This window comes from Tomitella fengzijianii (assembly GCF_007559025.1).
Lineage (GTDB): Bacteria > Actinomycetota > Actinomycetes > Mycobacteriales > Mycobacteriaceae > Tomitella > Tomitella fengzijianii.
On the sequence record NZ_CP041765.1, the window covers coordinates 2,243,982 to 2,267,341 of the forward strand.

Here is a 23,360-nt window from a genome sequence, read left to right on the forward strand (position 1 = left end):
GTCGTCATCCTTCCGTCACCGCGAGCGCCATGACCCGCTCCTGGGTTGCGTCAGCGCCGGAGAGCTCCCCGCGGATGCGCCCGTCCGCCATCACGAGCACGCGGTCGCTGAGCCCCAGCAGCTCCGGAAGGTCGCTGGAGATCACCAGGATCGCTGCGCCCTGCGCGGCGAGCTCGCCGATGAGCGAATAGATCTCGGCCCGCGCGCCCACGTCGATCCCGCGGCTCGGCTCGTCGAGGATCAGCACGCGCGGGCGTGCCATCAGCCACTTGCCGATCACGATCTTCTGCTGGTTGCCGCCGGAGAGCGTCATCGCGGGCTGGACCATGCTGTGCACCTTGATGCCCATCCGCCGCACCGATGCGATGGCCTGACCGCGCTGCCCGCGGCGGTCCACCAGCCCCATGCGGGTGCGCTCGGCCAGCGTGGCCAGGCACAGGTTCTCCTGCACGGACGCGCCGAGCACGAGCCCCTGCCCGGCGCGGTCCTCGGGAACCAAGGCGATGCCCGCCCGGTAGGCGGCGACGACGTCGCCGCCGCGCACCGGAACGCCGGCCACGGAGACGCTCCCCTCGTCGTAGTGGTCGGCGCTGAAGACGGCACGCGCCACCTCCGTGCGGCCGGAGCCGACGAGCCCGCCGATGCCGACCACCTCACCGGCCCGCACCTCCAGTTCCACGCCCTCGAACCGGCCGGCGCTGGACAGCCCGGCGACCCGCAGCACCGGACCACCCACCGGGTTCTCCCGCGGCGGGTACTGCTGATCGATGGTCCTGCCCACCATCAGCCGCACCAGCTCGGCCACGCCGGTGTCGGCCGGCACCTCGCCCACCTTCCCCCCGTCCCGGAGCACCGTGACCCTGTCGCCGATCCGGGCGACCTCGTCGAGCAGATGCGAGATGAACACGACGCCGACGCCGCGCGCGCGGAGGTCCTCGACGATCGCGAACAGCGCGTCGACCTCGCCCGCGCTGAGGACCGCCGTCGGTTCGTCCATGACGAGGACGCGCGTGTCGATGCTGAGGGCCTTGGCGATCTCCACCAGCTGCCGCTGCGCCACGCCCAGGTCCGACACGGTGGCATCCGCGTCGATCGCCAGGCCGGCCTCGTCGAGGAGTTCCCGGGCCCGGCGGTGCATGGTCCGCACATCGATGATCCCCAGCCTGCGCGGCTGCCTCCCCAGAAAGATGTTCTCGGCGACGGTGAGCTGCGGGACCAGCGACATCTCCTGGTGGATCGTGGAGATGCCCAGCGCCTCGGCGTCCCCCGGCCCGCGCAGGCGCACCGGGCGCCCGTCCACACGCACCTCGCCCCTGTCCGGCCCCGCATCACGCCGTCTCCAGCTGCGCGGCGGTGGGCATGGCGGACTGCGCCCCGGCACCCGTCACCGCGAAGGCCGCCGCGCGCACCGCCCAGCGCACCGCGTCGTCCAGCGTCGCGCCGCGCACGAGGGCGTCGGTGAGGGCTCCGCAGAAGGTGTCGCCGGCGCCTGTCGGGTCCACCACCGCCGGGACCCGCACCGCCGGCACGTGCACCCGCGTGTCTCGCTCCACGAGCAGCGCACCGTCGGCGCCGAGCGTCACCACCACCGCGCGGGGGCCGTCCACGCCCGAGGCGAGCGCCGCGGCACCGTCGACGGACTCCGGTTCGGGCGCCCCGGCGATCGCGCCGAGCTCGGAGCGGTTGACGATGAGCACGTCCACCCGCGCCATCACCTCCGGCGGCACCGGCCGCACCGGCGACGGATTGAGGATCACCCGGCCCCCGGCGAGACGGACGGCCTCGACCACCGCTTCCTCCGGGATCTCCAGTTGGCACACGACCGCGGCCGCCCGCGCCAGCGACTCCCGCGCCGCGCGCACGTGCGACGCGGTGAGCAGGCTGTTCGCCCCCGGGGAGACGACGATCATGTTCTCTCCGGACTCGTCGACCACGATGAGCGCCGCCCCCGACCCGCTGCGCGCGGTGGAACCGAGATGGTCGACCTGGACGCCCTGCGCGGTCAGCGCCGCCCGGATGCGCCGGCCCGCCGGATCATCGCCGACGCTCCCCACGAGCGCGACGCGGCGCCCCAGCCGCGCGGCGGCGACCGCCTGATTGGCGCCCTTGCCACCGACCGACTCGCCGGTGTCCCCGCCCAGCACCGTCTCCCCCGGCGTCGGCAGCCTGGGCACGCGCGCCGTCGTGTCGAGGTTCGCCGAGCCGACGACCACGATCTCCGCTGTCCGTCCCGGGTGCTTGTTCTCGGCCATGCGGTGCACCTCCAGCCTCACCCCGTTCGGCGCGTGCTCCGCGGCCGCCCGGCGTCGGTAGACGAGTCGGCCGTAGTCAAACACGGATCCGGCTCCCGCGCGCGCGTCTCACGTCAGTTCGCATGCACCATGCACGCCGCCGCCCCGCCCGGCGCACGCGGCGCCGCGCCGATCACGTCACACGCGGGCACGGCCGATCACCACCGGTCGCCCGGCACCGTTAGCCTGGAATGGAGATGACTCCGAAGCAATCGCCGCCCGCCGGCGCCCCAGCATCACGCCGCCGCCGCGGCGGACGCCGGCGGCGCGGCCCGCAGGGAGCCTCCGGCGCCCCGGACGCCCCGTCCCGCGACCAGGGAGCCCGCGACCAGGGAGCCCAGCCCCGTGACGACGGCCCCGAGGCCACCGCGCTCAGGCGCGAGCTCCGCGCGCGACTCGATTCGGTGATGCTGCGCGACGAGCGCCGACTGCGCCGCCGCATCGATTCCGCGCCGGCCATCGCGGACCTGGCCGCCGCGGAAGAGCAGGTCACCGCCTCGCAGCACCGCGTCGAGCGCCGCCGCGCCTCGGTTCCCGCTGTCACCTACCCCGAGGCGCTACCGGTGAGCGCACGGCGCGAGGACGTCAAGAAGGCGATAGCGGACAACCAGGTGGTCATCGTCGCCGGCGAGACCGGCTCCGGCAAGACCACCCAGCTGCCGAAGATGTGCCTGGAGCTGGGCCTGGGCGTCCGCGGCCTGATCGGGCACACCCAGCCGCGCCGCATCGCGGCGCGCACGGTCGCGGAGCGGGTGGCCGAAGAACTGGACCGGCCGCCGGGCGACACCGTCGGATACACCGTGCGCTTCACCGACCACGTCACCGACGACACCCTGATCAAGGTGATGACGGACGGCATCCTCCTCAACGAGATCCAGCGCGACCGGATGCTGCGGCGCTACGACGTCCTCATCATCGACGAGGCCCACGAGCGCAGCCTCAACATCGACTTCATCCTCGGGTACCTCAAGCAGCTGCTGCCCCGGCGCCCCGACCTCAAGGTCATCATCACCTCGGCCACCATCGATCCCGAGCGGTTCGCCGAGCACTTCGCCGTCGATGGCGCACCGGCGCCCATCATCGAAGTCTCCGGGCGCACCTTCCCCGTCGAAATGCGGTACCGCCCGCTCACAGTGGAGCGCGGCACCACCGATGCACCGATGCTCGTCGACCGCGATCCGCTCGACGCGATCGGCGAGGCCGTGGACGAGCTCGTCGCCGCCGGGCCGGGCGACATCCTGGTGTTCCTCGCCGGGGAGCGGGAGATCCGCGACACCGCCGACGCCCTGCGCGACCGCCGATACCGCAACACCGAGATCCTGCCCCTGTACTCGCGGCTCTCGGCCGCCGAGCAGCACCGCGTGTTCTCCGCCCACACCGGGCGGCGCATCGTGTTGTCCACCAACGTGGCCGAGACCTCGCTGACCGTCCCCGGGATCCGGTATGTCATCGACCCTGGCACGGCCCGGATCTCCCGGTACTCGGTGCGGACCAAAGTCCAACGGCTGCCGATCGAGCCGATCTCCCAGGCATCCGCGCGCCAGCGCGCCGGCCGGTGCGGGCGCGTCGCGGACGGAATCTGCATCCGCCTGTACTCCGAGGAGGACTTCGAGGCGCGGCCGGCCTTCACCGAGCCGGAGATCCTGCGCACCAACCTCGCCGCGGTCATCCTGCAGATGACCGCGTTGGGCCTCGGCGACCTCGCCGCGTTCCCCTTCGTCGAACCCCCCGACCCCCGCGCCGTCCGCGACGGCTTGACGTTGCTGGAAGAGCTGGGTGCCATCGTCCGCACCACAGGGGCCGGGTCCGGGGCGCCGCAACGGCTCACCGACACCGGCCGTGCTCTCGCGCGGCTGCCGGTGGATCCCCGGATGGGCCGCATGCTGCTCGAGGCACAGCGCACCGGCTGCCTTCGCGAGCTGCTGGTCATCGTCTCCGCGATCTCGATGCAGGACGTACGGGAGAGGCCTGCGGACCATCAGCAGGACGCCGATGCCAAGCACGCCAGGTTCGCCGTCAAGGGGTCCGATTTCCTCGCCAGGCTGCGTCTCTGGGAGTACCTGGGTGAGCAGCGCAGAGCGCTCGGCTCGAGCGCATACCGCAGGATGTGCAAGTCGGAGTACCTGCATTTCATGCGCATCCGCGAATGGCAGGACCTGCACGGTCAGCTGCGCCAGATCGCGCGCGAGATGGGGTGGCAGGCCAACGAGGCACCCGCGTCGGAGGACACGATCCACCAGGCACTGCTGTCCGGCCTGCTCTCGCACATCGGCGCCCGCGACGGCGACAAGCGCGACTACCTGGGTGCCCGCGGAGCACGGTTCGCGATCTTCCCGGGGTCGAGCCTGTTCAAGGGCCAGCCGCGGTGGGTGATGGCCGGCGAACTGGTGGAGACGTCCCGGTTGTGGGCGCGCGAGGTGGCGCGCATCGAGCCCGAATGGGTCGAGAAGCTGGCACCGGACCTGGTCAAGCACGCCTACTCCGAGCCGCATTGGTCGATCAAGCACGCCGCGCCGATGGCCTACGAGAAGGTCACGCTCTACGGAGTCCCCCTGGTGGCGCGGCGGCTCGCCCCATACGGCCGCGTGGACCGGGAGGCCTCGCGCGATCTGTTCATCCGCCACGCACTGGTCGAAGGCGAGTGGCGGACCGATCACGCCTTCCTCGAACACAACAGGTCGCTGCTCGAGGACGCGCTGGACCTGGAGGACCGGGCACGGCGGCGCGACATCGTCGTCCGCGACGACGACCTCTTCGACTTCTACGACCGCAGGCTGCCCGCCGACATCGTCTCCGGACGCCATTTCGACTCCTGGTGGAAGAAGGCGCGGCGGACCGATCCGACGCTCCTGGACTTCACCGCGGACACCGTCACCAACGAGGACGCCGGAGCCGTCGCGGGCGCCGACTATCCCGACGCGTGGCAGCAGGGGCAGATCCGCCTGGACCTGGACTACAGGTTCGAGCCCGGCCACCCGGAAGACGGTGTGACGGTGCGGATACCCGTGGAACTCCTCCCCCAGGTCCGATCGGCGGGCTTCGACTGGCTTGTGCCGGGGATGCGCGAGGAACTGGCGACCACGCTGATCCGATCACTGCCCAAACAATTGCGGCGGTCCGTGGTACCCGCCCCGGACTTCGCCGCGGCGGCCCTCGCGCGTGTCAGGCCCCGGTCCGAACCTTTGGTCAATGCGCTGGCGCGGGAGCTCTCGCAGCTCGGATCCTGCCGTATCGCGCCCGGCGACTTCCGGACCGACTCCCTGCCGGACCACCTGCGCGTCAGCTTCGCCGCGGTCGACCGTCGGGGCCGCGAACTCGGACGTTCCACCAGCCTCGCCGAGCTGCGCGGCAGCCTGGCGGGCCACATCCGCGACACCACCGTGCGGGACGGCCAGGAACACGCCCGGCCGGCGGCGACGGTGTGGACGTCCGAGACTCTCGGCGAAGTGCCCGAGCAGGTGGTCAGCGAGGTCGCGGGCCAGAAGGTAGTCGGCTTCCCGACGTTGAGTGTCGACACCCCGGCGACGCCGGGCGCGCCCGCCGCGGTTGCGGTGACCGTGGTGTCGACTCGCCCGGAACAGGCGGCGGCGATGCGCACCGGTACGCGCCGGCTCCTGCTCAACTCCGTTCCGGGGCTGGGCAAGCGCCTGCTTTCTGTCTTGTCGACGGCGGACCGGCTGGTCGCCGGGCAGTACCCGTTCGGCGGGCCCGACGGGCTGGTCGACGATGTGCACGAGTGCGCTGTGGACGAGGCGATGATGCGCGCGGGCGGGCCGGTCCGTGATCCGGATGCGTTCGAACGGCTGAAGGCCGCCGTAGGACCGAGTGCGCGTGCGGCCGCGCCGGGGATCGCCGCGTCAGCCGTGGAGATCGTCCGCTGCTGGGGAAATCTGCAGTTGACGATCGACGAAGCGGCGGCTTCCCCGGCGGTGGCCGAGGCGACGGTGGAGGACGTGCGCCAACAGCGTGCCGATCTGGTCCGGCCTGGCTTTCTTCTGGAGGCGGGTAGTGCGCGGGCGGCGCAGATCCCGCGGTACCTGCGGGCCGCGGCGATGCGCCTGGAATCCGCGCCGTCCGCCGGTGGACGTGAGAACCAGGGCATGGACGTCCTCGACCGGGTCTACGGCGCGCTGGAACGCTACCTCGAGAGCTGCCCGCCCGGGGTCGCCGAGTCGTCGGCGGTCCAGGACGTGTTCTGGATGATCGAGGAGCTGCGCGTGGGTCTTTTCGCGCAGAAAATGGGGACTGCGCGGCAGGTGAGCGAGAAGCGCATCATGCGCGTCATCGGCACGCTGCCGCGGTGACGACCGCCGCCGGGGTCACCGCGCGGGCGCCGGCGCCTCGGTTGCGGAATCGCCGACGCCTTCACGGTGCTGCCGCAACTCTTCGATGGCGGTTTCGAAGTCTTCCGCCGAGCTGAACGACCGGTAGACGGACGCGAACCTGAGGAATGCGACTTCGTCGAGGTCGCGGAGCGGGCCGAGGATCGCCAGTCCCACTTCTTGGCTCGGGACCTCCGGCGAGCCGGTCGCACGGATCGTCTCTTCAACCGTCTGCGCGAGAAGGTGCAACGCGTCGTCGTCGACATGCCTGCCCCGGCAGGCGCTTCGGACGCCGCGCACGACCTTGGCCCGGCTGAACGGCTCCTTCACACCGCTGCGCTTCACGACGTATAGAACGGCGGTCTCCACAGTCGTGAACCGTCGTCCGCAATCCTGGCACTGCCGTCGGCGTCGAATGGCCTGGCCCTCGTCGGCTTCGCGCGAATCGACCACACGGGACTCGGGGTTCCGGCAGAACGGACAGTGCATGGGGGCTCCTTCGTCGCTGCACTCCATGCGCGACGCAGTCACACTGCCCCGGGGACGCCCTTCCTGGTGCACGCGCATATCAGCTAGCGGTCACTTTCTCCACGCCGATAATACGGGAAGGCCCGGAGCAGACCGACGCCGCCGATAGTCCGGGTGCAACGACACCGCCACGCACTGCACCCTGCATGCGGTTTCACTGCGCATGCGCCCACGGCACAACGAGGCTCTGGCCCGCACGGACCGCCGCACCGTCGAGTCCGTTGAGCGCGATGATGCGCTCCACCATCCGACCGACGGGGACCTCCGGCGCCGCATCCCGTGCTATCGAACTGAGCGTGTCACCGCCGGCGACCTCTACCGTGGTCACGTCGTCGGGCATCGTGGTCGCATCGATCGACCGCACCTGCGCCGCCACGAAGATGACCACAGCGAGCAGCAGTGCGATCGCAACCGCCGCCGCCAGCCCGCGCCTCTCCGTCACCCCGGCTGCCGGGGCATGCCGCGCCGTCGACATCCGAACGGCGCGCCGCGGCAACGCTGCCGGAGTACCGGCGGGACGCCGCCACGCATCCGTCCTGTCGATGCCCCGCCGGCGGCCGGTCCGCGGACGCTCAGGTGGTGCAGTCCGTACCGGCACCGGGTACCCGCCCAACACGCGCCCCGACGTACCCCGACGCTCCGCCACAGCATTCATGCCAGCCTCCCGTTTCCGCCGTAGGTGCATCCGCACCGGCTTCTGCGTACCGATCCGGTCGTCCATCGCCGCGAGTCCTGGGAGATCCTGCGTGCGACGCCGGAGATGTTTAGCACTGTCGTTCGTTCGCATGTGCATTCTATCGCCTTTGCATTCGATAGATCAACTGTTCGATCGGATTCGATGCCCACGCACCGCACACCGCGCACCGCGCACCCCGCCGCACGCCCGATCGCGCACCCCGCCGGACGCGGTCGCGACAGACGATTCGAGACTCCGTTCGATGTACACACGTTCGGGTTGTATCAGCCAGAGCCGACAGATCCTGACCTGCACGCCCGCCACCTGCAGCGACGCATACGAATCCGACGACGGACGACGGTCCCGCCGTAACGGGACACGCGTCGAACAGATGTTTGTCGATTCGAGCGATCGGCGCTACATTCGAATCAGGCCGGAGCTTCTCCGTGGGGCGAAATACTCCGTGGGGTCGAGCGGGGATCGACCGGAGGGATCCTCGCAATGGATCCGCAGCTGGGACCGCACGCCGCACCGAACACGTACGGACGCCGTGCGGAACCGGGGCGGATCCCGAACGGGAGCACACCGGCGGATTGGGATTGCCGCGAAACAGCAGGGAGGACCTGGATCAATGCCTAAGAGAGACTTCAATGTGGCGATGGACGGCGGGCGGCCGTCCATCGAATCACTCACCGACCGTCAGCGCCGGGTGCTCGAGGTGATCCAGACATCGGTCCGCGAGCGCGGCTACCCACCGAGCATCCGCGAGATCGGCGACGCGGTGGGGCTGGCCTCCACATCATCGGTGGCGCACCAGCTGCAATCACTCGAGAAGAAGGGCTTCCTGCGCCGGGACCCCAATCGTCCGCGCGCGGTGGACGTCCGAGGGATCACACCGCTCCGGTCGGCGGAGGATTCAGCGGACTCCGGCGGCGCGGCCGACGGCGCCGAGGCACCCTCGCGGCCCGAGCCCACCTTCGTTCCGCTGGTGGGCCGGATCGCCGCCGGCGGACCGATCCTCGCCGAGCAGAATCAGGAGGACGTCTTCCCGCTGCCCAAGGAGCTGGTGGGCAACGGAACATTGTTCATGCTCAAGGTCGTCGGCGAGTCGATGGTGGATGCGGCGATCTGCGACGGCGACTGGGTGGTGGTGCGTCAGCAGAGCGTCGCCGACAACGGCGACATCGTCGCGGCGATGCTCGACGGCGAGGCCACAGTGAAGACCTTCAAGCGGGACCGGAAGAACGTCTGGCTGATGCCGCACAATCCTCATTTCACCCCGATCCACGGCAACGACGCGACCATTCTCGGCAAGGTCGTCACCGTGATGCGGAAGGTGTGACCCGTTGACGAGATCGAGTGCATCGTCCGGCGGCGAGCCAGGCGACTCGGCAGTGGACGTGATCGAACAGGCCGCGCGCGAGGGCCGGCCCACGGTGACGATCCGCCGCCAGCTGCAGTGGCCGGACACCGACGCGTCGGGACACCAGCACTTTTCGATAGTGCGCCAGTGGGCGGAGGAGGCCGAGGGAGAGTTCCTCGAGTCGATCGGCCGTCCGGAACTGCTCAAACGCCTTCCGCGCGTACGGTATGAGGCCGACTTCCGGCAGCGCATGTGGCTGCGTGAAACCCTCGAGGTGCGCTTCGCCGTGGTCGCGGTGGGCACCACTTCGGTGACCTATCGATTCGCGATGACCGGGGCACGGGGAACGGCCGCCGACGGAACCATGATCGCCGTCCACACCGACGGAAGCGAGGGCGGCCCCGTGCCGTGGCCCGACGACCTGCGCGCGGCATTCTCCGGGCCCCACCGCGCGGACCGCGGCAGGACGGGGGTACCGGGAACCTCCGAAGGCTAGCCGCCGACGGAGTACTGTGCGAGAGCCGCCGCCAGTGCGCGCGGGACCTCCGCGCGCACTTCCGTCCCCTCGGCGCAATGCCGTTCCAAGCTCACCGTGCCCTCGGCGTGGATCCGTGCGACGAGGTCTCCGCGTGAATATGGGACCAGCACCCCGACCTCCACCCCCGGCCCCGGGAGCAGTTCCGTCAGGTTCGAACGCAGCGCCTCGACGCCCTCGCCGGTACGCGCGGAGACGAAGTGCGCGCGGTCGAGCACGCCGCGCAGCCGCGTGAGCTCCACCGGGTCCGCGGCGTCGATCTTGTTCACCACCAGCAGCTCCGGCGGCGCGTCCGCCCCCGCATCACGCAGGACGTCCGCAATCACCTCGTTGACCGCCTGGATCTGCTCGAGCGGGAATTCGTCGGACCCGTCGACGACGTGCATGAGCAGGTCGGCCTGATCGACCTCCTCGAGGGTGGAACGGAAAGCCTCCACCAACTGGGTCGGCAAGTGCCGCACGAAGCCGACCGTGTCGGTGAGTACGGCCTCGCGTCCATCGTCGAGCACGATGCGCCGCGTCGTCGGGTCGAGCGTTGCGAACAACGCGTTCTGCACAAGCACCCCGGCACCGGTCAGTGCATTGAGGATGCTCGACTTGCCCGCGTTGGTGTAGCCGACAATCGCCACGGAGGGCACGCCGGTGGTGTTGCGCCGGTGACGCTTGACGTCGCGGGCGTTCTTCATGTGCGCGATCTCGCGGCGCAGTTTCGCCATCCGCGATCGGATGCGGCGGCGGTCGGTTTCGATCTTCGTCTCGCCCGGACCGCGCAACCCCACGCCGCCGTTGCTACCGGCCCGGCCGCCCGCCTGGCGCGACATGGACTCGCCCCAGCCGCGCAACCGCGGCAGCATGTACTCCATCTGCGCGAGCGACACCTGCGCCTTGCCCTCGCGTGAGGTCGCATGCTGGGCGAAGATGTCGAGGATCAGTGCGGTGCGGTCCACCACCTTCACCTGGACGACCTTCTCGAGGCTCGTCAGCTGCGCGGGGCTGAGCTCGCCGTCGCAGATCACCGTGTCCGCGCCCGTGGCCTTCACGACGTCGCGCAGCTCGGCCGCCTTTCCGGAACCGATATAGGTGGACGCGTCGGGCCGGTCTCGTCGCTGGATCAGCGCCTCGAGCACCGTCGACCCGGCTGTCTCCGCCAGTGCGGCAAGCTCGGACATGCTCGTCTCCGCCTGCGCCGCGGTGCCCTCGGTCCACACCCCCACGAGCACCACACGCTCCAGGCGCAGCTGGCGCTGCTCCACCTCGGTGACGTCCGCCAGCTCGGTCGAGAGTCCCTCGACGCGGCGCAGCGAGCTGCGCTCCTCCAGCTGCATCTGGCCGAGAGAGGGCTCCCGCGCGCCGCTGCGTTCGCCTGCACCGTGTCCGGCGGCGTCGGGACTGTCGCGGTGCTCGGGCACCTGCTTCCCTTGTTCGTCCACACCGGGATCCTGTCGCTCCGAATCCGTCATCGCGCCGCTCCGAGACCGGCGGGGTGCGCGGCATCGACCGCGCGTTTCCACCAGCGATCGTCGACAGCCCCCGATGCCACCAGCATCGAGGGGCCTTCGAGTGTTGCGCGACCATCCGTCCCGATCGTGACCGTCACTTCACCGCCGGGCACCGTCACCTCGACTCTCCCGGCGGGCCGGCCGTCGGCGCACAGTGCCGCGTACGCGGCCGCCACGGTGCCGGTTCCGCACGACCGCGTCTCCCCTACGCCCCGTTCGTGCACGCGCATGGCGACGCCGCCGGCACGCAGCGGGGTCACCACCTCCACGTTGACCCCGCCGGGGAACAGCGAAGCATCGAACTCGGGGGCCGCCGCGATGTCGAGAGCCGCGAGGCCCGCGGCGTCGAGCCCGTCCACGACTGCAACCAGGTGCGGATTGCCCACGTCCACTGCAACTGCCGGGAACCTCGGGCGGTCGGCGCCGCCCAACTGCACTGCGGACTCGCCGAAGCCCGACACCGGCCCCATCTCGACGGACACGCGCGCCTCGGATGAGAAGTCATACGCGCCGGTCATCGTCACAGCCCTTGCTCCGGCGCGGGTCCCGACGACGAACGACTCCCGGTCTTCACGCCCCGACGCGCGCAGGTAATGCGCGAACACGCGGACGCCGTTGCCGCACATCTCCGCGACCGACCCGTCCGCGTTGCGGTAGTCCATGAACCAGTCCTGCTCCCCGACGCCGTCCGGGAGCCCCGCGGGGAGAACACCCCCGGCGACCAGCGCCCCGGCGCGGGCGACCCGCAGGATCCCGTCGGCACCCAACCCGCGGCGCCTGTCGCATAGCGCCGATACCGACGCGGGCGCGAGGTCGATACCCACGCCGTCATCCGGCAGCACCAGAAAATCGTTCTCGGTGCCATGCCCCTTGACGAAGTCCATGCTTCACAGCCTAGTTCGCCGCGAAGCAGGCGTACCTGCGCGGGATCGCCCGGGGATGGGAATCGCATGCGATCCGCGCTAGAATTTCACCAGGCAATCGGTGAGTTTCGCGATATGGAATCCGACACCGTCGGGCTCCATCCGCGGAGACGCCGCTCCGGAGCCCTCCGGGACGCGCACGCCGACCGCCCCGCCACCCCGAAAGCGAGGAAGCACCGTGACCGATCGCGAAACCATCGACGGAATCCAGGTCGACCGAGTCCTCTACGACTTCATCAACGACGAGGCCCTGCCCGCCGCCGGCGTCGGCAAGGACTCGTTCTGGCAGGGCACGGCGCAGATCTTCGCGGACCTCGCGCCGAAGAACCGCGCCCTGCTGGACACCCGCGCGCAGCTGCAAAAGCAGATTGACGAGTACCACGACGGCACGCCCGGCCCGGTGGATCCCGCCGCCTACAAGAAGTTCCTCACCGACATCGGCTACCTCGTCGACGAGCCGGCCCCGTTCTCGATCACCACCGCGGACGTCGATACCGAGGTCACCGAGACGCCCGGCCCCCAGCTCGTGGTGCCGGTGCTCAACGCCCGCTTCGCGCTCAACGCGGCGAACGCGCGCTGGGGTTCGCTGTATGACGCCCTGTACGGCACAAACGCCATCCCCGAGGACGGCGGGGCCGAGAAGGGCTCCGGATACAACAAGGTGCGCGGAGACAAGGTGATCGCGTGGGCTCGCGGCTTCCTCGACGACGTGCTGCCGCTGGCGGAAGGCAGCCACGCCGATGCCGTGAAGTACGCCGTGGACGGTGAGAACCTGCAGGCGACCCTGGGTGGAGGCGCCACCACCGGCCTGCAGAACCCGGGCGCCTTCGTCGGCTACAGCGGCGACAAGGCCTCGCCGACGGGCGTGCTGCTGCGCAACAACGGCTTGCACCTGGAGATCCAGATCGACCCCGCCGACCCGATCGGCAGCACCGATGCCGCGGGCGTCAAGGACATCGCCATGGAATCCGCGATCACCACGATCATGGACTTCGAAGACTCCGTCGCCGCCGTCGATGCGGAGGACAAGGTCCTCGGCTACCGCAACTGGCTGGGCCTGAACACCGGCGCACTGACCGAGCAGGTCGCCAAGGGCGGCAAGACGTTCGAGCGCACCCTCCACCCCGACCGCAGCTTCACCACGCCCGACGGCGGCCGGCTCGCGCTGCACGGGCGGTCGCTGAACTTCGTGCGCAACGTGGGACACCTGATGACGAATCCCGCCGTCGTCGACACCGATGGGAACGAGCAGCCCGAGGGGATCCTCGACGCCGTCGTCACCGCTTTGTGCGCCATCCCCGGCCTGGGGTCGGAGAACCCGCTGGGCAACAGCCGCACCGGCTCCGTCTACATCGTCAAGCCCAAGCAGCACGGCCCCGAAGAGGTCGCCTTCACCACCGAGCTCTTCGCGCGCGTCGAGCAGGTGCTGGGCCTTCCGGAGAACACCCTCAAGGTGGGCATCATGGACGAGGAGCGGCGCACCACGGTGAACCTCGCCGCCTGCATCAAGGCGGCGGCCGCTCGCACGGTGTTCATCAACACCGGCTTCCTCGACCGCACGGGCGACGAGATCCACACGTCGATGCACGCCGGCGCGATGATCCGCAAGGCCGAGATGAAGAAGTCCCACTGGATGACCTCGTACGAGGACTGGAACGTGGACAAGGGCCTGGCCAGCGGGCTCCCCGGGCATGCGCAGATCGGCAAGGGCATGTGGGCGATGACCGAGCTGATGGCCGAGATGCTCGAGCAGAAGATCGGCCAGCCCCGGGCGGGCGCCAACACCGCGTGGGTGCCCTCGCCCACCGGCGCCACCCTGCATGCCACCCATTACCACCGCGTGGACGTCTTCGAGCGGCAGAAGGAGATCGCCCCCACCGTGCCGCGCGTGGCCGTCGACGACATCCTGCAGCTCCCGCTCGCGCCCGCCACGGACTGGACCGACGAGGAGAAGCGCAACGAGGTCGACAACTCCTGCCAGTCGATCCTCGGCTACGTGGTGCGCTGGATCGACCACGGCGTGGGTTGCTCCAAGGTGCCGGACATCAACGACGTGGACCTCATGGAGGACCGTGCGACGCTGCGCATCTCCAGCCAGCTGCTGGCCAACTGGGTGCGCCACGGGATCGTCACGGCCGACTTCGTGGTCGAGTCGCTCAAGCGCATGGCGGAGGTGGTGGACCGCCAGAACGCCGGCGACGCCGACTACAAGCCGATGGCGCCGGACTTCGACACCAACATCGCGTGGCAGGCCGCCAAGGAGCTGATCCTCGAGGGCCGGGATCCCAACGGCTACACGGAGCCGATCCTGCATCGCCGCCGCCGCGAGTACAAGGCCGCCAACGGCCTGTGACCCGCCACTGACGGCAGGCACGTCACAGCGGCCCCCATCGCCTCCGGCGGTGCGGGGCCGCTGTCGCGATACCGGGCCGCCCGGCCCCGCTCACGCGGGAAGTCACTGGTCGGCGAGCCTCGTGACGGCCTTCCGCAACAGCGGAATCACCGCGTCCCGGCGCTCCTTGCTGAACCGCGACGCGGGCCCCGACACCGACAGCGCGACCGGCGCGGACGAATCCGTCGCCGCGGCAACACACCGCACGCCCATCTCCTGCTCGGCCTCGTCGAAGGCGTAGCCGAGCTCGCGGATCTGCCGCAACTGCGCGAAGAACTCGTCCTCGGTGGTCAACGTGTTCGGGGTGTACTTGGTCATGGCACTACGCCGCAGAATGCCCCGGACCGCCTCGTCCGGCAGCCCCGCGACCAGCGCCTTCCCCACCGCGGTGCAGTGCACGTCCACGCGCCGACCCACCTCCGTGAACATGCGCATCGAGTGTTTGGACGGCACCTGCGCCAGATACACCACCCGGTCGCCGTCGAGCATCGCCATGTTCGCCGTCTCGCCGGCCTCGTCGACCAGTGCGGCGAGAGTGGGCCGCACCCACGAGCCCAGCAACCTGCCCGCGCTGTCGCCCAAGCCGACCAGCTTGGCCCCCAACGCGTATCGCCGGGAAGGCTCCTGACGGACGTAACCGGCGTCCCGGAGCGTGGCCATCAGCCGATGGATCGTCGGCATCGGAAGACCGGTGCGATCTGCAAGGTCGCTCAACGTCGCGATGCCGCCCGCGTCCGCCATCTCCTCCAGGAGCCGCAGCGCGCGATCCACCGACTGCACGCGCCCGGGCGAACTCGCCGCCCCGCCGGCGTGCGCACCATCACTCATAGGGCAGATCCTATGCCGCGCTCCGCCGAAGGTCCCATGCCGCGCTCCGCCGAAGGTCCCATGCCGCGCTCCGCCGAAGGTCCCATGCCGCGCTCCGCCGAAGGTCCCACCACCACCGGCGTTCCCCAGCCCGGCTCAGGCGGGGCCGGCCGCCAGCACCGAGACCGCCCTGTCCGCCACGTCGGGCGCGGCACCGTCCAGCCACCGCACGCGCACGTCCCGGCGGAACCACGAACGCTGCCTCCGCACGTACCTGCGCGTGCCCGATTCGGTGAGCTCCATCGCCTGATCGATGTCGAGATCGCCGTCGATCAGCGCGATCACCTGCTGGTAGCCGATGGCGCGGCGCGCGGTCACCCCGTCGCGGAGCCCGGCCTCCAGAAGCCCCCGGACCTCGTCGACGAAGCCGGCAGCGAACATGGCCCGCGTACGCGCGGCGATCCGCGCATCCAGGTCGGCGGTATCGCGGTCGATGCCCAGCATCACAGTGCCCCACCGCGGGGCTCCGATGACGGGCTTGGACGCCGCATAGGGTCGCCCGGTGATCTCGACGACCTCGAGCGCGCGGACGATGCGCCGCCCGTCGGTGGGCAGGATATGCGCCGCCGCGTCCGGATCGGCCGACCGCAGTTCCTCGTGGAGCGCGGACACCCCCGCTTCGAGCAGCCGCTCCTCCCAGCGCCGTCGCACCGTGGGGTCCGTCTCCGGGAAGCGCCAGTCATCGATCAGCGCCTGCACGTACATCATCGAGCCGCCCACGATCACGGGAACCCGGCCGCGCGCCCGGATCCGCTCGACGTCGTCGCGCGCTGCGGACTGATAGGACGCCACCGACGCCGTGTCCCGCACGTCCAGCACGTCGATCTGGTGATGGACGATGCCACGGCGCTCCGCGTGCGGCGTCTTGGCGGTACCGACGTCCATGCCCCGATACAGCTGCATGGCGTCGATGTTGACGATCTCGCCGCCGAGCCGCTCGGCCAGATCCAGCGCGAGGTCCGACTTGCCGGTGGCGGTGGGCCCGACGACCGCCACCGGACGGGGGCCGCGCGCACTCCCCCACGATTCCAGTGCGGCACCGGGACCCGGCCGTCCTGCGGCGGACACCTCGCCCGTCACGCCGACCACAATCCGGTGTGATACCCCACGCCCAGCGGCCACTGCACGGACTGGTGCCGCACCTCCACCTGGCCGTCGCCCACGAGCGCCGCCATCACCTGCAGAGCGCCCCGGACATCGAGGCCCACCTGTGCGCACTGCTGCGGTTCCAGGCGGATGAGCGCCGCGGCGTCGCCGGCGGCGATGGCGGAAGCGACGGCCTCCGCCAGCGGCCGGGCTCGAGAGTCGAAGGCGCCGGGCGCCTTGGCGGTGAGCGTGGACGGCCCGTCCCCGATCACCAGGACTGCCGTCCTGCCCGGGCGCGCGTCGATCTCCCGACGCAATGCGCGCCCGGATTCCACGCACGCCTCGCGTGCGGCCGCGCGCCCCACTCGGATACCCGTCACCGGCCGCGTGGGGCACCGGTCATCGGGCATCTGGCCGCGCAACCAGCCGGCGATCAGCAGCGGAAGCGCCATCGATGACGGACGTGCACCATCCGGGCACGCACCGCAAGGGTGGCCCTCGCCCCCTCCGGCCGCCGGGGGGTCACCGTGATCAGGATCGCGACCGTCGAGCGTCACGCGCACGTCCACGCCGAAACCGGCGAAGCTGCCCTCCGACGGCGTCGCCGGATACCGCGTCACGCCGTCCTCGCCCAGCCCGTCACCCGCTTCGCCCGCACCGATGACGAACCACTCGTCCGCTCCGGCGGCCATTTCGCCGACCGCCGCCAGCACCCGCCCGCGGAGCTCCGTCATCTCACCCGTGGCGCCGCCCCCCAGGGAGGGAATCAACAGCGGGGTCGCAGGGACTATGCACACAGAGGTCAGCACGGTTGTTCACGCTAGCCGATCGCCCGCGGCGGCCACCGCGGCGCCGAAGCCGGTGCCCACACCGGCGCCGGCGCAAGCGTCTGCGCCGTCCGCGCCGCGGGATCGTTGCGGGATTCGATGGTCAGCGAGCGCCCGAGCAGGTTGAATGGTCACCGGAAACCCCACCGGCCCGAGCGGACGAAGCCCTCCGGCCGGCAGCATCGGCAGCCGTGACGCGCGGCAGAGACGAGGTCCCATGAACAGCAACGAGAACCCGCCCCGGCCGGGCGAGGATCCAGGCGCCGCGGCCCGCCCCGCACCGCGGCCCGGGACCACCGCACCTGGGGCCCCTGCCCCCGCTCCGTCGCGGGCGCCCAGGCCGGGCGCCGTTCCCCGGCCCGGCCCGGTCCCCGGGCGTTCGACGCCGACGCCCAACGCCGTCGCCGAACACCAGCTGCCGCCGCACCCGAATCCGGACTCCCACGTCGCACACGTGCCCACCGTGCCCGCCAACGACCCGGCGAAGTGGGGCCGGATCGACGCGGACGGCGGCGTCTGGGTCCGCACCGCGGGCGGTGAACGCAGAGTCGGCGAGTGGCAGGCCGGCGATGCGGAGGAGGGCCTGGCGCACTTCGGCCGCAAGTATCAGGACCTGGCCACCGAGATCGAACTGCTCGAGTCGCGGATCGAATCCGGCACCGCCGACCTGGGCAAGACCCGCGCCAGCGCGCAGGCACTGCTCGAATCGGTGCCCACCGCGGCAGTCGTCGGCGACGTCGACGCGCTGGCCGGTCGCCTCGAGACCGTCTGCGCGCACTGCGACATCGCCGTCGATGAGGCCCGCAGGCGCAAGGACGCGCGCCGCACCGAACAGATCGCCCGCAAGGAGGCGCTGGCTGACGAGGCCGAGCGCATCGCCGCCGAAGGCACGCAGTGGAAGCAGGCCGGCGACAGGCTGCGCGCGATCCTCGACGAGTGGAAGAGCATCCGGGGCATCGACCGCAAGACCGACGATCAGCTCTGGCGCCGCTACTCGAAGGCGCGTGAGGCGTTCAACCGGCGGCGCGGCTCGCATTTCGCAGAGCTCGACCGACAACGCGTCGGCGCCAAGCACAAGAAGGAGGACCTGGTCCAGCGCGCGGAGGCGCTCGCCGATTCCACCGACTGGGGGCCTACCGCCGGCGTATTCCGGGACTTGATGGCCGAGTGGAAGCAGGCCGGGCGTGCCCCCCGGGAGATCGACGACGCCCTGTGGGCGCGGTTCAAATCGGCGCAGGACACGTTCTTCGGCGCCCGCAAGCAGATGAACGCGGAGATCGACGCCGAGTACGCGGAGAACGCCGAGGCCAAGGAGCAGCTGCTCGTCGAAGCCGAACGGATCGACCCGTCCGTGGACCTGGACGCCGCGCGCGCCACGCTGCGCGGAATCCAGGATCGGTGGGAGTCCCTCGGCAAGGTGCCCCGCGACCGCATGCACGGCCTCGAGGCCCGGATCAGGGCGGTCGAGACCCGCGTGCACGTGGCCGCCGACGCGCGGTGGCGGCGCACCGACCCCGAGGCGCTCGCACGCGCCGCCCAGTTCCGCGAGCGTGTCGAACAGTTCGAGGCGCAGGCTGCGAAGGCCGACGCGGCAGGCCGCGCCGGCGACGCCGAGAAAGCGCGTGCACAGGCCCGGCAGTGGCGCGAATGGGCGGACGCGGCTGAGACTGCGGTCGACGACCGCTGACCGGGCGGCCGCACCGCCGAACACGGAACCGGCGTCCCCGCGCCTGATGGGCGGGGACGCCGGCGAGTGCAGGTATCGGCCGGTGGCGCCGTCAGTCCCTATCGGGGGTCTCGGGGCGCCCCAACCGTGCCTGGTGCATCCACGCGTCCTCGTCCTCGGCCGCGTGCTGACGGCGCTCCTCCTCCGCGGCGAGCTGCAGCGACGTCTTGGACCAGGCCACACCCACCCAGAGGTAGGTGAGCACGATCAACAGGATCAGCCCCACGACGATGCCGATGCCCGGTCCGGACAGGTTTGCCAGCGCGGCGTCCTGCGCGTTGAGGACCCCGCTGGGGGTCTGACGCGACCAGATCGCCAGCACACCGAGGAAGATTCCGACGGCGCAACCGGCCGCCGTCACCCACGCCAGCGTCCACCGCCGCGTGAGCAGCGTGATCATTCCGGTGAGCGCGCCGAAGACCAGCGCGAACCACACGAAAAGCTGCGAGGTGATCGCCACCGCCTCACCCTGCGCCGCGTCGCTGTGCACCAGGACATCCCAGCCGTTGACTGAGCCGGTGTGCGGAAGCAGGAAGGACGCCAGCAGCAGCAGGATGGCGACGGCGATCCCGACGCTGCGCATGCCGGGGTCGATCTCGCCGGCCACCTTCTTCTCGGCCTTTTCGAAGTCCTTCTGGAAATGCTGAAGGTCTTCGGGAATCTGATCGCTCATCGCCTCATCCTCATCCTCGCGCCGCCACCGGTCCACACGTCACTGTGACCGTGTACGAGCACGGCCGACTCCCCATCGTCCCACGCCCCCGCTCTCGCGGCCATGGCGCCGTGGCCCGGTGCCATGGCCCGGCCGGTCGGGGCACGCTCACATCCCGCATGCGGGAGCGGCGGGTGCCGCGGCCGGCTCCCCCACCGAGGGCAGCCCCAACCCCACCCCCACCGGAGCGGTCTTCGGCGACCGCCCCGCCGCATACGCGTCGCCCGCCCGCGTGCGGCGGTACGCGCGCACCCCGGAGTCGGCGATGAGGTGGTGGGGAGCCGCGTCGGTGACGGTGACCGTGACGAAGTCGCCGGGGCGGATCTCGCCGCTCCCCCCCTCGAGCCCGCAATGCCGCGGATCGAAGTGCACCAACCGGCCGTCGCGCGCCCGCCCGCTCATCCGCGCGGTGGCCGCATTCTTGCGTCCCTCTCCGGCGGCGACCAGAAGCTCCGCCTCTCGGCCGACGAGCGTGCTGTTCTCGCTCAGGCTCACCTGCTCCTGGAGCGCGATCAGACGCTCATAGCGCTCCTGGACGACCTCCTTGGGCACCTGGTCGGGCATGTCCGCCGCCGGGGTCCCCGGGCGGATGGAGTACTGGAAGGTGAACGCGCTGGAGAAACGGGCGCGGCGCACCACCTCGAGGGTCTCCTGGAAGTCCTCCTCGGTCTCGCCGGGGAAACCGACGATGATGTCGGTGGTGATCGCGGCGTCCGGCATCGCGGCGCGCACTCTGTCGATGATCCCGAGGAACTTCCTGCTCCGGTAGGAACGCCGCATGGCGCGCAGCACCCTGTCGGAGCCGGACTGCAGCGGCATGTGCAACTGCGGGCACACGTTGGGGGTTGCGGCCATGGCTTCGATGACGTCGTCGGTGAACTCGGCCGGATGCGGCGAGGTGAAACGCACGCGTTCGAGGCCGTCGATGCCCCCGCACGCGCGCAGCAGCGACGCGAACGCCCCGCGGTCGCGCGGCAGCTCCGGATCGGCGAACGACGCGCCGTACGCGTTGACGTTCTGCCCCAGCAGCGTCACTTCCTGCACGCCCTGGTCCACGAGTGCGCGCACTTCGGCCAGCACGTCGCCGGGACGCCGGTCCACCTCCTTGCCGCGCAGCGTCGGAACGATGCAGAAGGTGCACGTATTGTTGCACCCCACGGAGATCGAAACCCACCCCGAATAGGGGGAATCGCGGCGCGCCGGCAGCGTGGAGGGGAACGCCTCGAGCGACTCGCGGATCTCGACCTCGGCGCGCCGGTTGTGCCGGGCGCGCTCCAGCAGCGCCGGCAGCGAGCCGAGGTTGTGCGTGCCGAAGACGACGTCCACCCAGGGCGCCCGGTCGACGACGATCCCGCGGTCCTTCTGCGCCAGGCAGCCGCCCACCGCGATCTGCATGTCCGGGTTGGCGTCCTTCGCCGGCCGGAGGCGGCCGAGATTGCCGTAGAGCTTGTTGTCCGCGTTCTCCCGCACCGCGCAGGTGTTGAACACGACCAGGTCAGCCGTGCGGTCATCCGGGGACTTCACGTAGCCCGCGTCTTCCAGCAGGCCCGCCAGCCGCTCGGAATCGTGCACGTTCATCTGGCACCCGAACGTTCGGATCTCGTAGCTGCGTGCACGCGGCAGCTCCGCGCCCACCGTCGCCGCATCCGCAGGCAACACCTCACCGCTGGGAAGATCCGACATGGCCCGTGGTCCCTCGATTCCTTGATTCTTGGATTCTTCGCCGGCCGGACGCGCCGGCACCGGCGGGCGGTTTCCGCGGCCGGCCCCTGCCGTGGCGCGGGCAGGACGAGAGCGCGGCTTGTGCCGCGTCACGACCGGGCAGCCTCTAGTGTAAAGACCCATGACGACGACCGATCCGGCCACCGGTCCAGCGGGGACCACCCCAGCCACGCCGATGATCGATATGCGCTCCGTCGACAAGCACTTCGGCGATCTGCATGTGTTGCGCGACATCGACCTGCAGGTGCCCACGGGGCAGGTGCTGGTGCTCCTGGGCCCGTCCGGCTCCGGCAAGTCCACCCTGTGCCGCACGATCAACAGGCTTGAGACGATCGACTCGGGAACCATCAGCATCGACGGCACGCAGATGCCCCGCGAGGGCAAGGACCTGGCGCGCCTGCGCGCCGACGTCGGCATGGTGTTCCAGCAGTTCAACCTGTTCGCGCACAAGACGGTGCTGCAGAACGTCATGCTGGCCCCCATGAAGGTGCGGGGCACGGACAAGGCCACGGCCCGCGCCCGCGCACACGAGTTGCTGGCGCGTGTCGGGGTCGAGAACCAGGCGGAGAAGTACCCGGCGCAACTGTCCGGTGGCCAGCAGCAGCGGGTGGCCATCGCCCGTTCGCTGGCGATGGGCCCCAAGGTGATGCTTTTCGACGAGCCGACCTCGGCGCTCGACCCGGAGATGGTCAACGAGGTGCTCGAGGTCATGGTCGAACTGGCGGGTGAAGGTATGACGATGATCGTGGTCACCCACGAGATGGGCTTCGCCCGTAGGGCCGCCGACCGCGTGATCTTCATGGCCGACGGCGCCATCGTCGAGGACACCACCCCCGACGAGTTCTTCGACTCGCCCCGGTCCGACCGCGCCCGCGATTTCCTGAGCAAGATCCACGGCCACTAGTCCCCGGGCGGCGACGGTGCCCTACGCGGCGGTCGTTCGTTCCGCTCGACCGCCCAGCCACCCACACACGACCGCGTTCCCCGTGGACGAGAGGCACCTCCCATGCACCTGACACCTCGACGCCGTCGCAGGCTCGTCACAGCGCTGACCGCGGCGCTGACCGCCGTCATGCTCTCCGCGGTGGCCGGCTGCGGCAGCACCGAGCCGCGCGACCCGCTCGCGGACGCGAAGGCCGGCCATCTCACGATCGGTGTCAAGTACGACCAGCCGGGGCTCGGTCTACGCGAACCGGACAAGCAGATGACCGGCTTCGACATCGAGGTCGCCGAGTACATCGCGCAATACCTGGGCGTTCCCGCCGACCACATCACGTGGAAGGAGGCCCCGTCGCCGCAGCGCGAGACGCTGATCAAGAACGGCGAGGTGGATTTCATCGTCGCCACCTACTCCATCTCCGAGTCGCGCCTGCGGGCCGTCGACTTCGCGGGGCCGTACTACATCGCGGGCCAGTCGTTGCTGGTGCGCGCGGACGAAACCGACATCACGGGCCCGGAGTCGCTGGAGAAAGGCAAGAAGCTCTGCTCCGTCGCGGGTTCGACGTCGGCGCAGAACGTCAAGGAGATGTACCCGGGCGTGCAGCTGCAGCAGTTCGACAGCTATTCGTCGTGCGTGGAGGCGCTCTCCCGCGGCAAGGTGGACGCGCTGACCACCGACGACATCATCCTCGCCGGCTACGCGGCGCAGTACCCGGGCGAGTTCAAGCTGGCCGGCGAGCCGTTCACCACGGAGAAGTACGGCGTGGGCCTGGCCAAGGGCCAGGATGCGGCACGCGACGCCATCAACGACGCCATCGAGGACATGATCGTGACCGGCGCGTGGAGGGCGGCGCTGGAGCAGACGATGGGCAGATCCGGATTCCCGCTTCCCGACCCTCCGCAGGTGAACAGGTACTGATGATCCACCACCACATCCACGCACCCGTCCCGG

At 70.6% G+C, this 23,360-nt stretch carries 18 protein-coding genes; 7 read left to right on the top strand and 11 right to left on the bottom strand.

Going from position 1 to position 23,360, the window contains the following annotated elements:
* Positions 1-4: 4 nt before the first annotated feature.
* Both FO059_RS10200 and FO059_RS10205 read right to left on the bottom strand, forming a co-directional pair.
* Complete coding sequence (locus FO059_RS10200; protein WP_143908502.1) at positions 5-1,381, bottom strand: sugar ABC transporter ATP-binding protein; 1,377 nt, start codon at positions 1,379-1,381, stop codon at positions 5-7.
* Positions 1,329-2,252, bottom strand: a complete 924-nt coding sequence (locus FO059_RS10205; RefSeq protein ID WP_143908504.1) for a ribokinase — start codon at positions 2,250-2,252, stop codon at positions 1,329-1,331. The genes FO059_RS10200 and FO059_RS10205 overlap by 53 nt, the downstream gene beginning before the upstream one ends.
* Before the next feature lie 446 nt (positions 2,253-2,698).
* Between FO059_RS10205 and hrpA the strand changes: the two genes are divergently transcribed.
* Positions 2,699-6,595 (top strand): ATP-dependent RNA helicase HrpA, encoded by a 3,897-nt coding sequence (hrpA, locus tag FO059_RS10210; protein ID WP_233266959.1) that lies wholly within the window; start codon positions 2,699-2,701, stop codon positions 6,593-6,595.
* A gap of 15 nt (positions 6,596-6,610) precedes the next feature.
* Here hrpA and nrdR read toward each other — a convergent pair whose 3' ends face one another.
* Complete coding sequence (gene nrdR, locus FO059_RS10215; protein ID WP_143910639.1) at positions 6,611-7,102, bottom strand: transcriptional regulator NrdR; 492 nt, start codon at positions 7,100-7,102, stop codon at positions 6,611-6,613.
* Positions 7,103-7,295: 193 nt separating this feature from the next.
* On the bottom strand, positions 7,296-7,583 hold the full coding sequence (locus FO059_RS18370; protein ID WP_158726614.1) for a LysM peptidoglycan-binding domain-containing protein: 288 nt from the start codon (positions 7,581-7,583) through the stop codon (positions 7,296-7,298).
* A gap of 865 nt (positions 7,584-8,448) precedes the next feature.
* Between FO059_RS18370 and lexA the strand changes: the two genes are divergently transcribed.
* Positions 8,449-9,159, top strand: a complete 711-nt coding sequence (gene lexA, locus FO059_RS10225; protein WP_168226610.1) for a transcriptional repressor LexA — start codon at positions 8,449-8,451, stop codon at positions 9,157-9,159.
* Between the two features lie 4 nt (positions 9,160-9,163).
* Entirely contained in the window at positions 9,164-9,676 is a 513-nt protein-coding gene (locus tag FO059_RS10230) for an acyl-CoA thioesterase (protein ID WP_143908510.1), read from the top strand.
* Here FO059_RS10230 and hflX read toward each other — a convergent pair.
* Both hflX and dapF read right to left on the bottom strand, forming a co-directional pair.
* Positions 9,673-11,040 (bottom strand): GTPase HflX, encoded by a 1,368-nt coding sequence (hflX, locus tag FO059_RS10235; RefSeq protein ID WP_233266958.1) that lies wholly within the window; start codon positions 11,038-11,040, stop codon positions 9,673-9,675. The genes FO059_RS10230 and hflX overlap by 4 nt on opposite strands.
* Positions 11,041-11,171: 131 nt before the next feature.
* Positions 11,172-12,098, bottom strand: coding sequence for a diaminopimelate epimerase (dapF, locus tag FO059_RS10240; RefSeq protein WP_143908514.1), 927 nt, complete (start codon positions 12,096-12,098; stop codon positions 11,172-11,174).
* A gap of 217 nt (positions 12,099-12,315) precedes the next feature.
* Between dapF and FO059_RS10245 the strand changes: the two genes are divergently transcribed.
* A complete protein-coding gene (locus FO059_RS10245) occupies positions 12,316-14,490 on the top strand; it encodes a malate synthase G (protein WP_143908517.1) in 2,175 nt (724 codons plus the stop codon).
* Between the two features lie 102 nt (positions 14,491-14,592).
* Here the strand turns inward: FO059_RS10245 and FO059_RS10250 are convergent, their stop codons facing one another.
* The 3 genes from FO059_RS10250 to FO059_RS10260 all read right to left on the bottom strand — a co-directional run bounded on the left by FO059_RS10250 (position 14,593) and on the right by FO059_RS10260 (position 17,216).
* Positions 14,593-15,357 (bottom strand): IclR family transcriptional regulator, encoded by a 765-nt coding sequence (locus FO059_RS10250; protein WP_143908519.1) that lies wholly within the window; start codon positions 15,355-15,357, stop codon positions 14,593-14,595.
* Positions 15,358-15,492: 135 nt separating this feature from the next.
* Positions 15,493-16,428, bottom strand: coding sequence for a tRNA (adenosine(37)-N6)-dimethylallyltransferase MiaA (miaA, locus tag FO059_RS10255; RefSeq protein WP_143910641.1), 936 nt, complete (start codon positions 16,426-16,428; stop codon positions 15,493-15,495).
* 44 nt (positions 16,429-16,472) lie between these two features.
* A complete protein-coding gene (locus tag FO059_RS10260; RefSeq protein WP_143908521.1) occupies positions 16,473-17,216 on the bottom strand; it encodes a class III extradiol ring-cleavage dioxygenase family protein in 744 nt (247 codons plus the stop codon).
* 310 nt (positions 17,217-17,526) lie between these two features.
* On the opposite strand from FO059_RS10260, the gene FO059_RS10265 reads away from it, so the two are divergent.
* Complete coding sequence (locus FO059_RS10265) at positions 17,527-18,996, top strand: DUF349 domain-containing protein (protein WP_143908524.1); 1,470 nt, start codon at positions 17,527-17,529, stop codon at positions 18,994-18,996.
* A 91-nt stretch (positions 18,997-19,087) separates the two neighbouring features.
* On the opposite strand, the gene FO059_RS10270 is transcribed toward FO059_RS10265, so the two are convergent.
* Both FO059_RS10270 and miaB read right to left on the bottom strand, forming a co-directional pair.
* Positions 19,088-19,708, bottom strand: coding sequence for an Rv2732c family membrane protein (locus FO059_RS10270; RefSeq protein ID WP_143908526.1), 621 nt, complete (start codon positions 19,706-19,708; stop codon positions 19,088-19,090).
* 147 nt (positions 19,709-19,855) lie between these two features.
* On the bottom strand, positions 19,856-21,430 hold the full coding sequence (gene miaB / locus FO059_RS10275; RefSeq protein WP_143908528.1) for a tRNA (N6-isopentenyl adenosine(37)-C2)-methylthiotransferase MiaB: 1,575 nt from the start codon (positions 21,428-21,430) through the stop codon (positions 19,856-19,858).
* A gap of 214 nt (positions 21,431-21,644) precedes the next feature.
* Here miaB and FO059_RS10280 point away from each other — a divergent pair, with 214 nt between their 5' ends.
* Together FO059_RS10280 and FO059_RS10285 are read left to right on the top strand one after the other, a co-directional pair.
* On the top strand, positions 21,645-22,373 hold the full coding sequence (locus tag FO059_RS10280) for an amino acid ABC transporter ATP-binding protein (protein ID WP_143910642.1): 729 nt from the start codon (positions 21,645-21,647) through the stop codon (positions 22,371-22,373).
* A 168-nt stretch (positions 22,374-22,541) separates the two neighbouring features.
* On the top strand, positions 22,542-23,327 hold the full coding sequence (locus FO059_RS10285; protein WP_199257092.1) for a glutamate ABC transporter substrate-binding protein: 786 nt from the start codon (positions 22,542-22,544) through the stop codon (positions 23,325-23,327).
* The last annotated feature ends 33 nt before the right edge of the window (positions 23,328-23,360 follow it).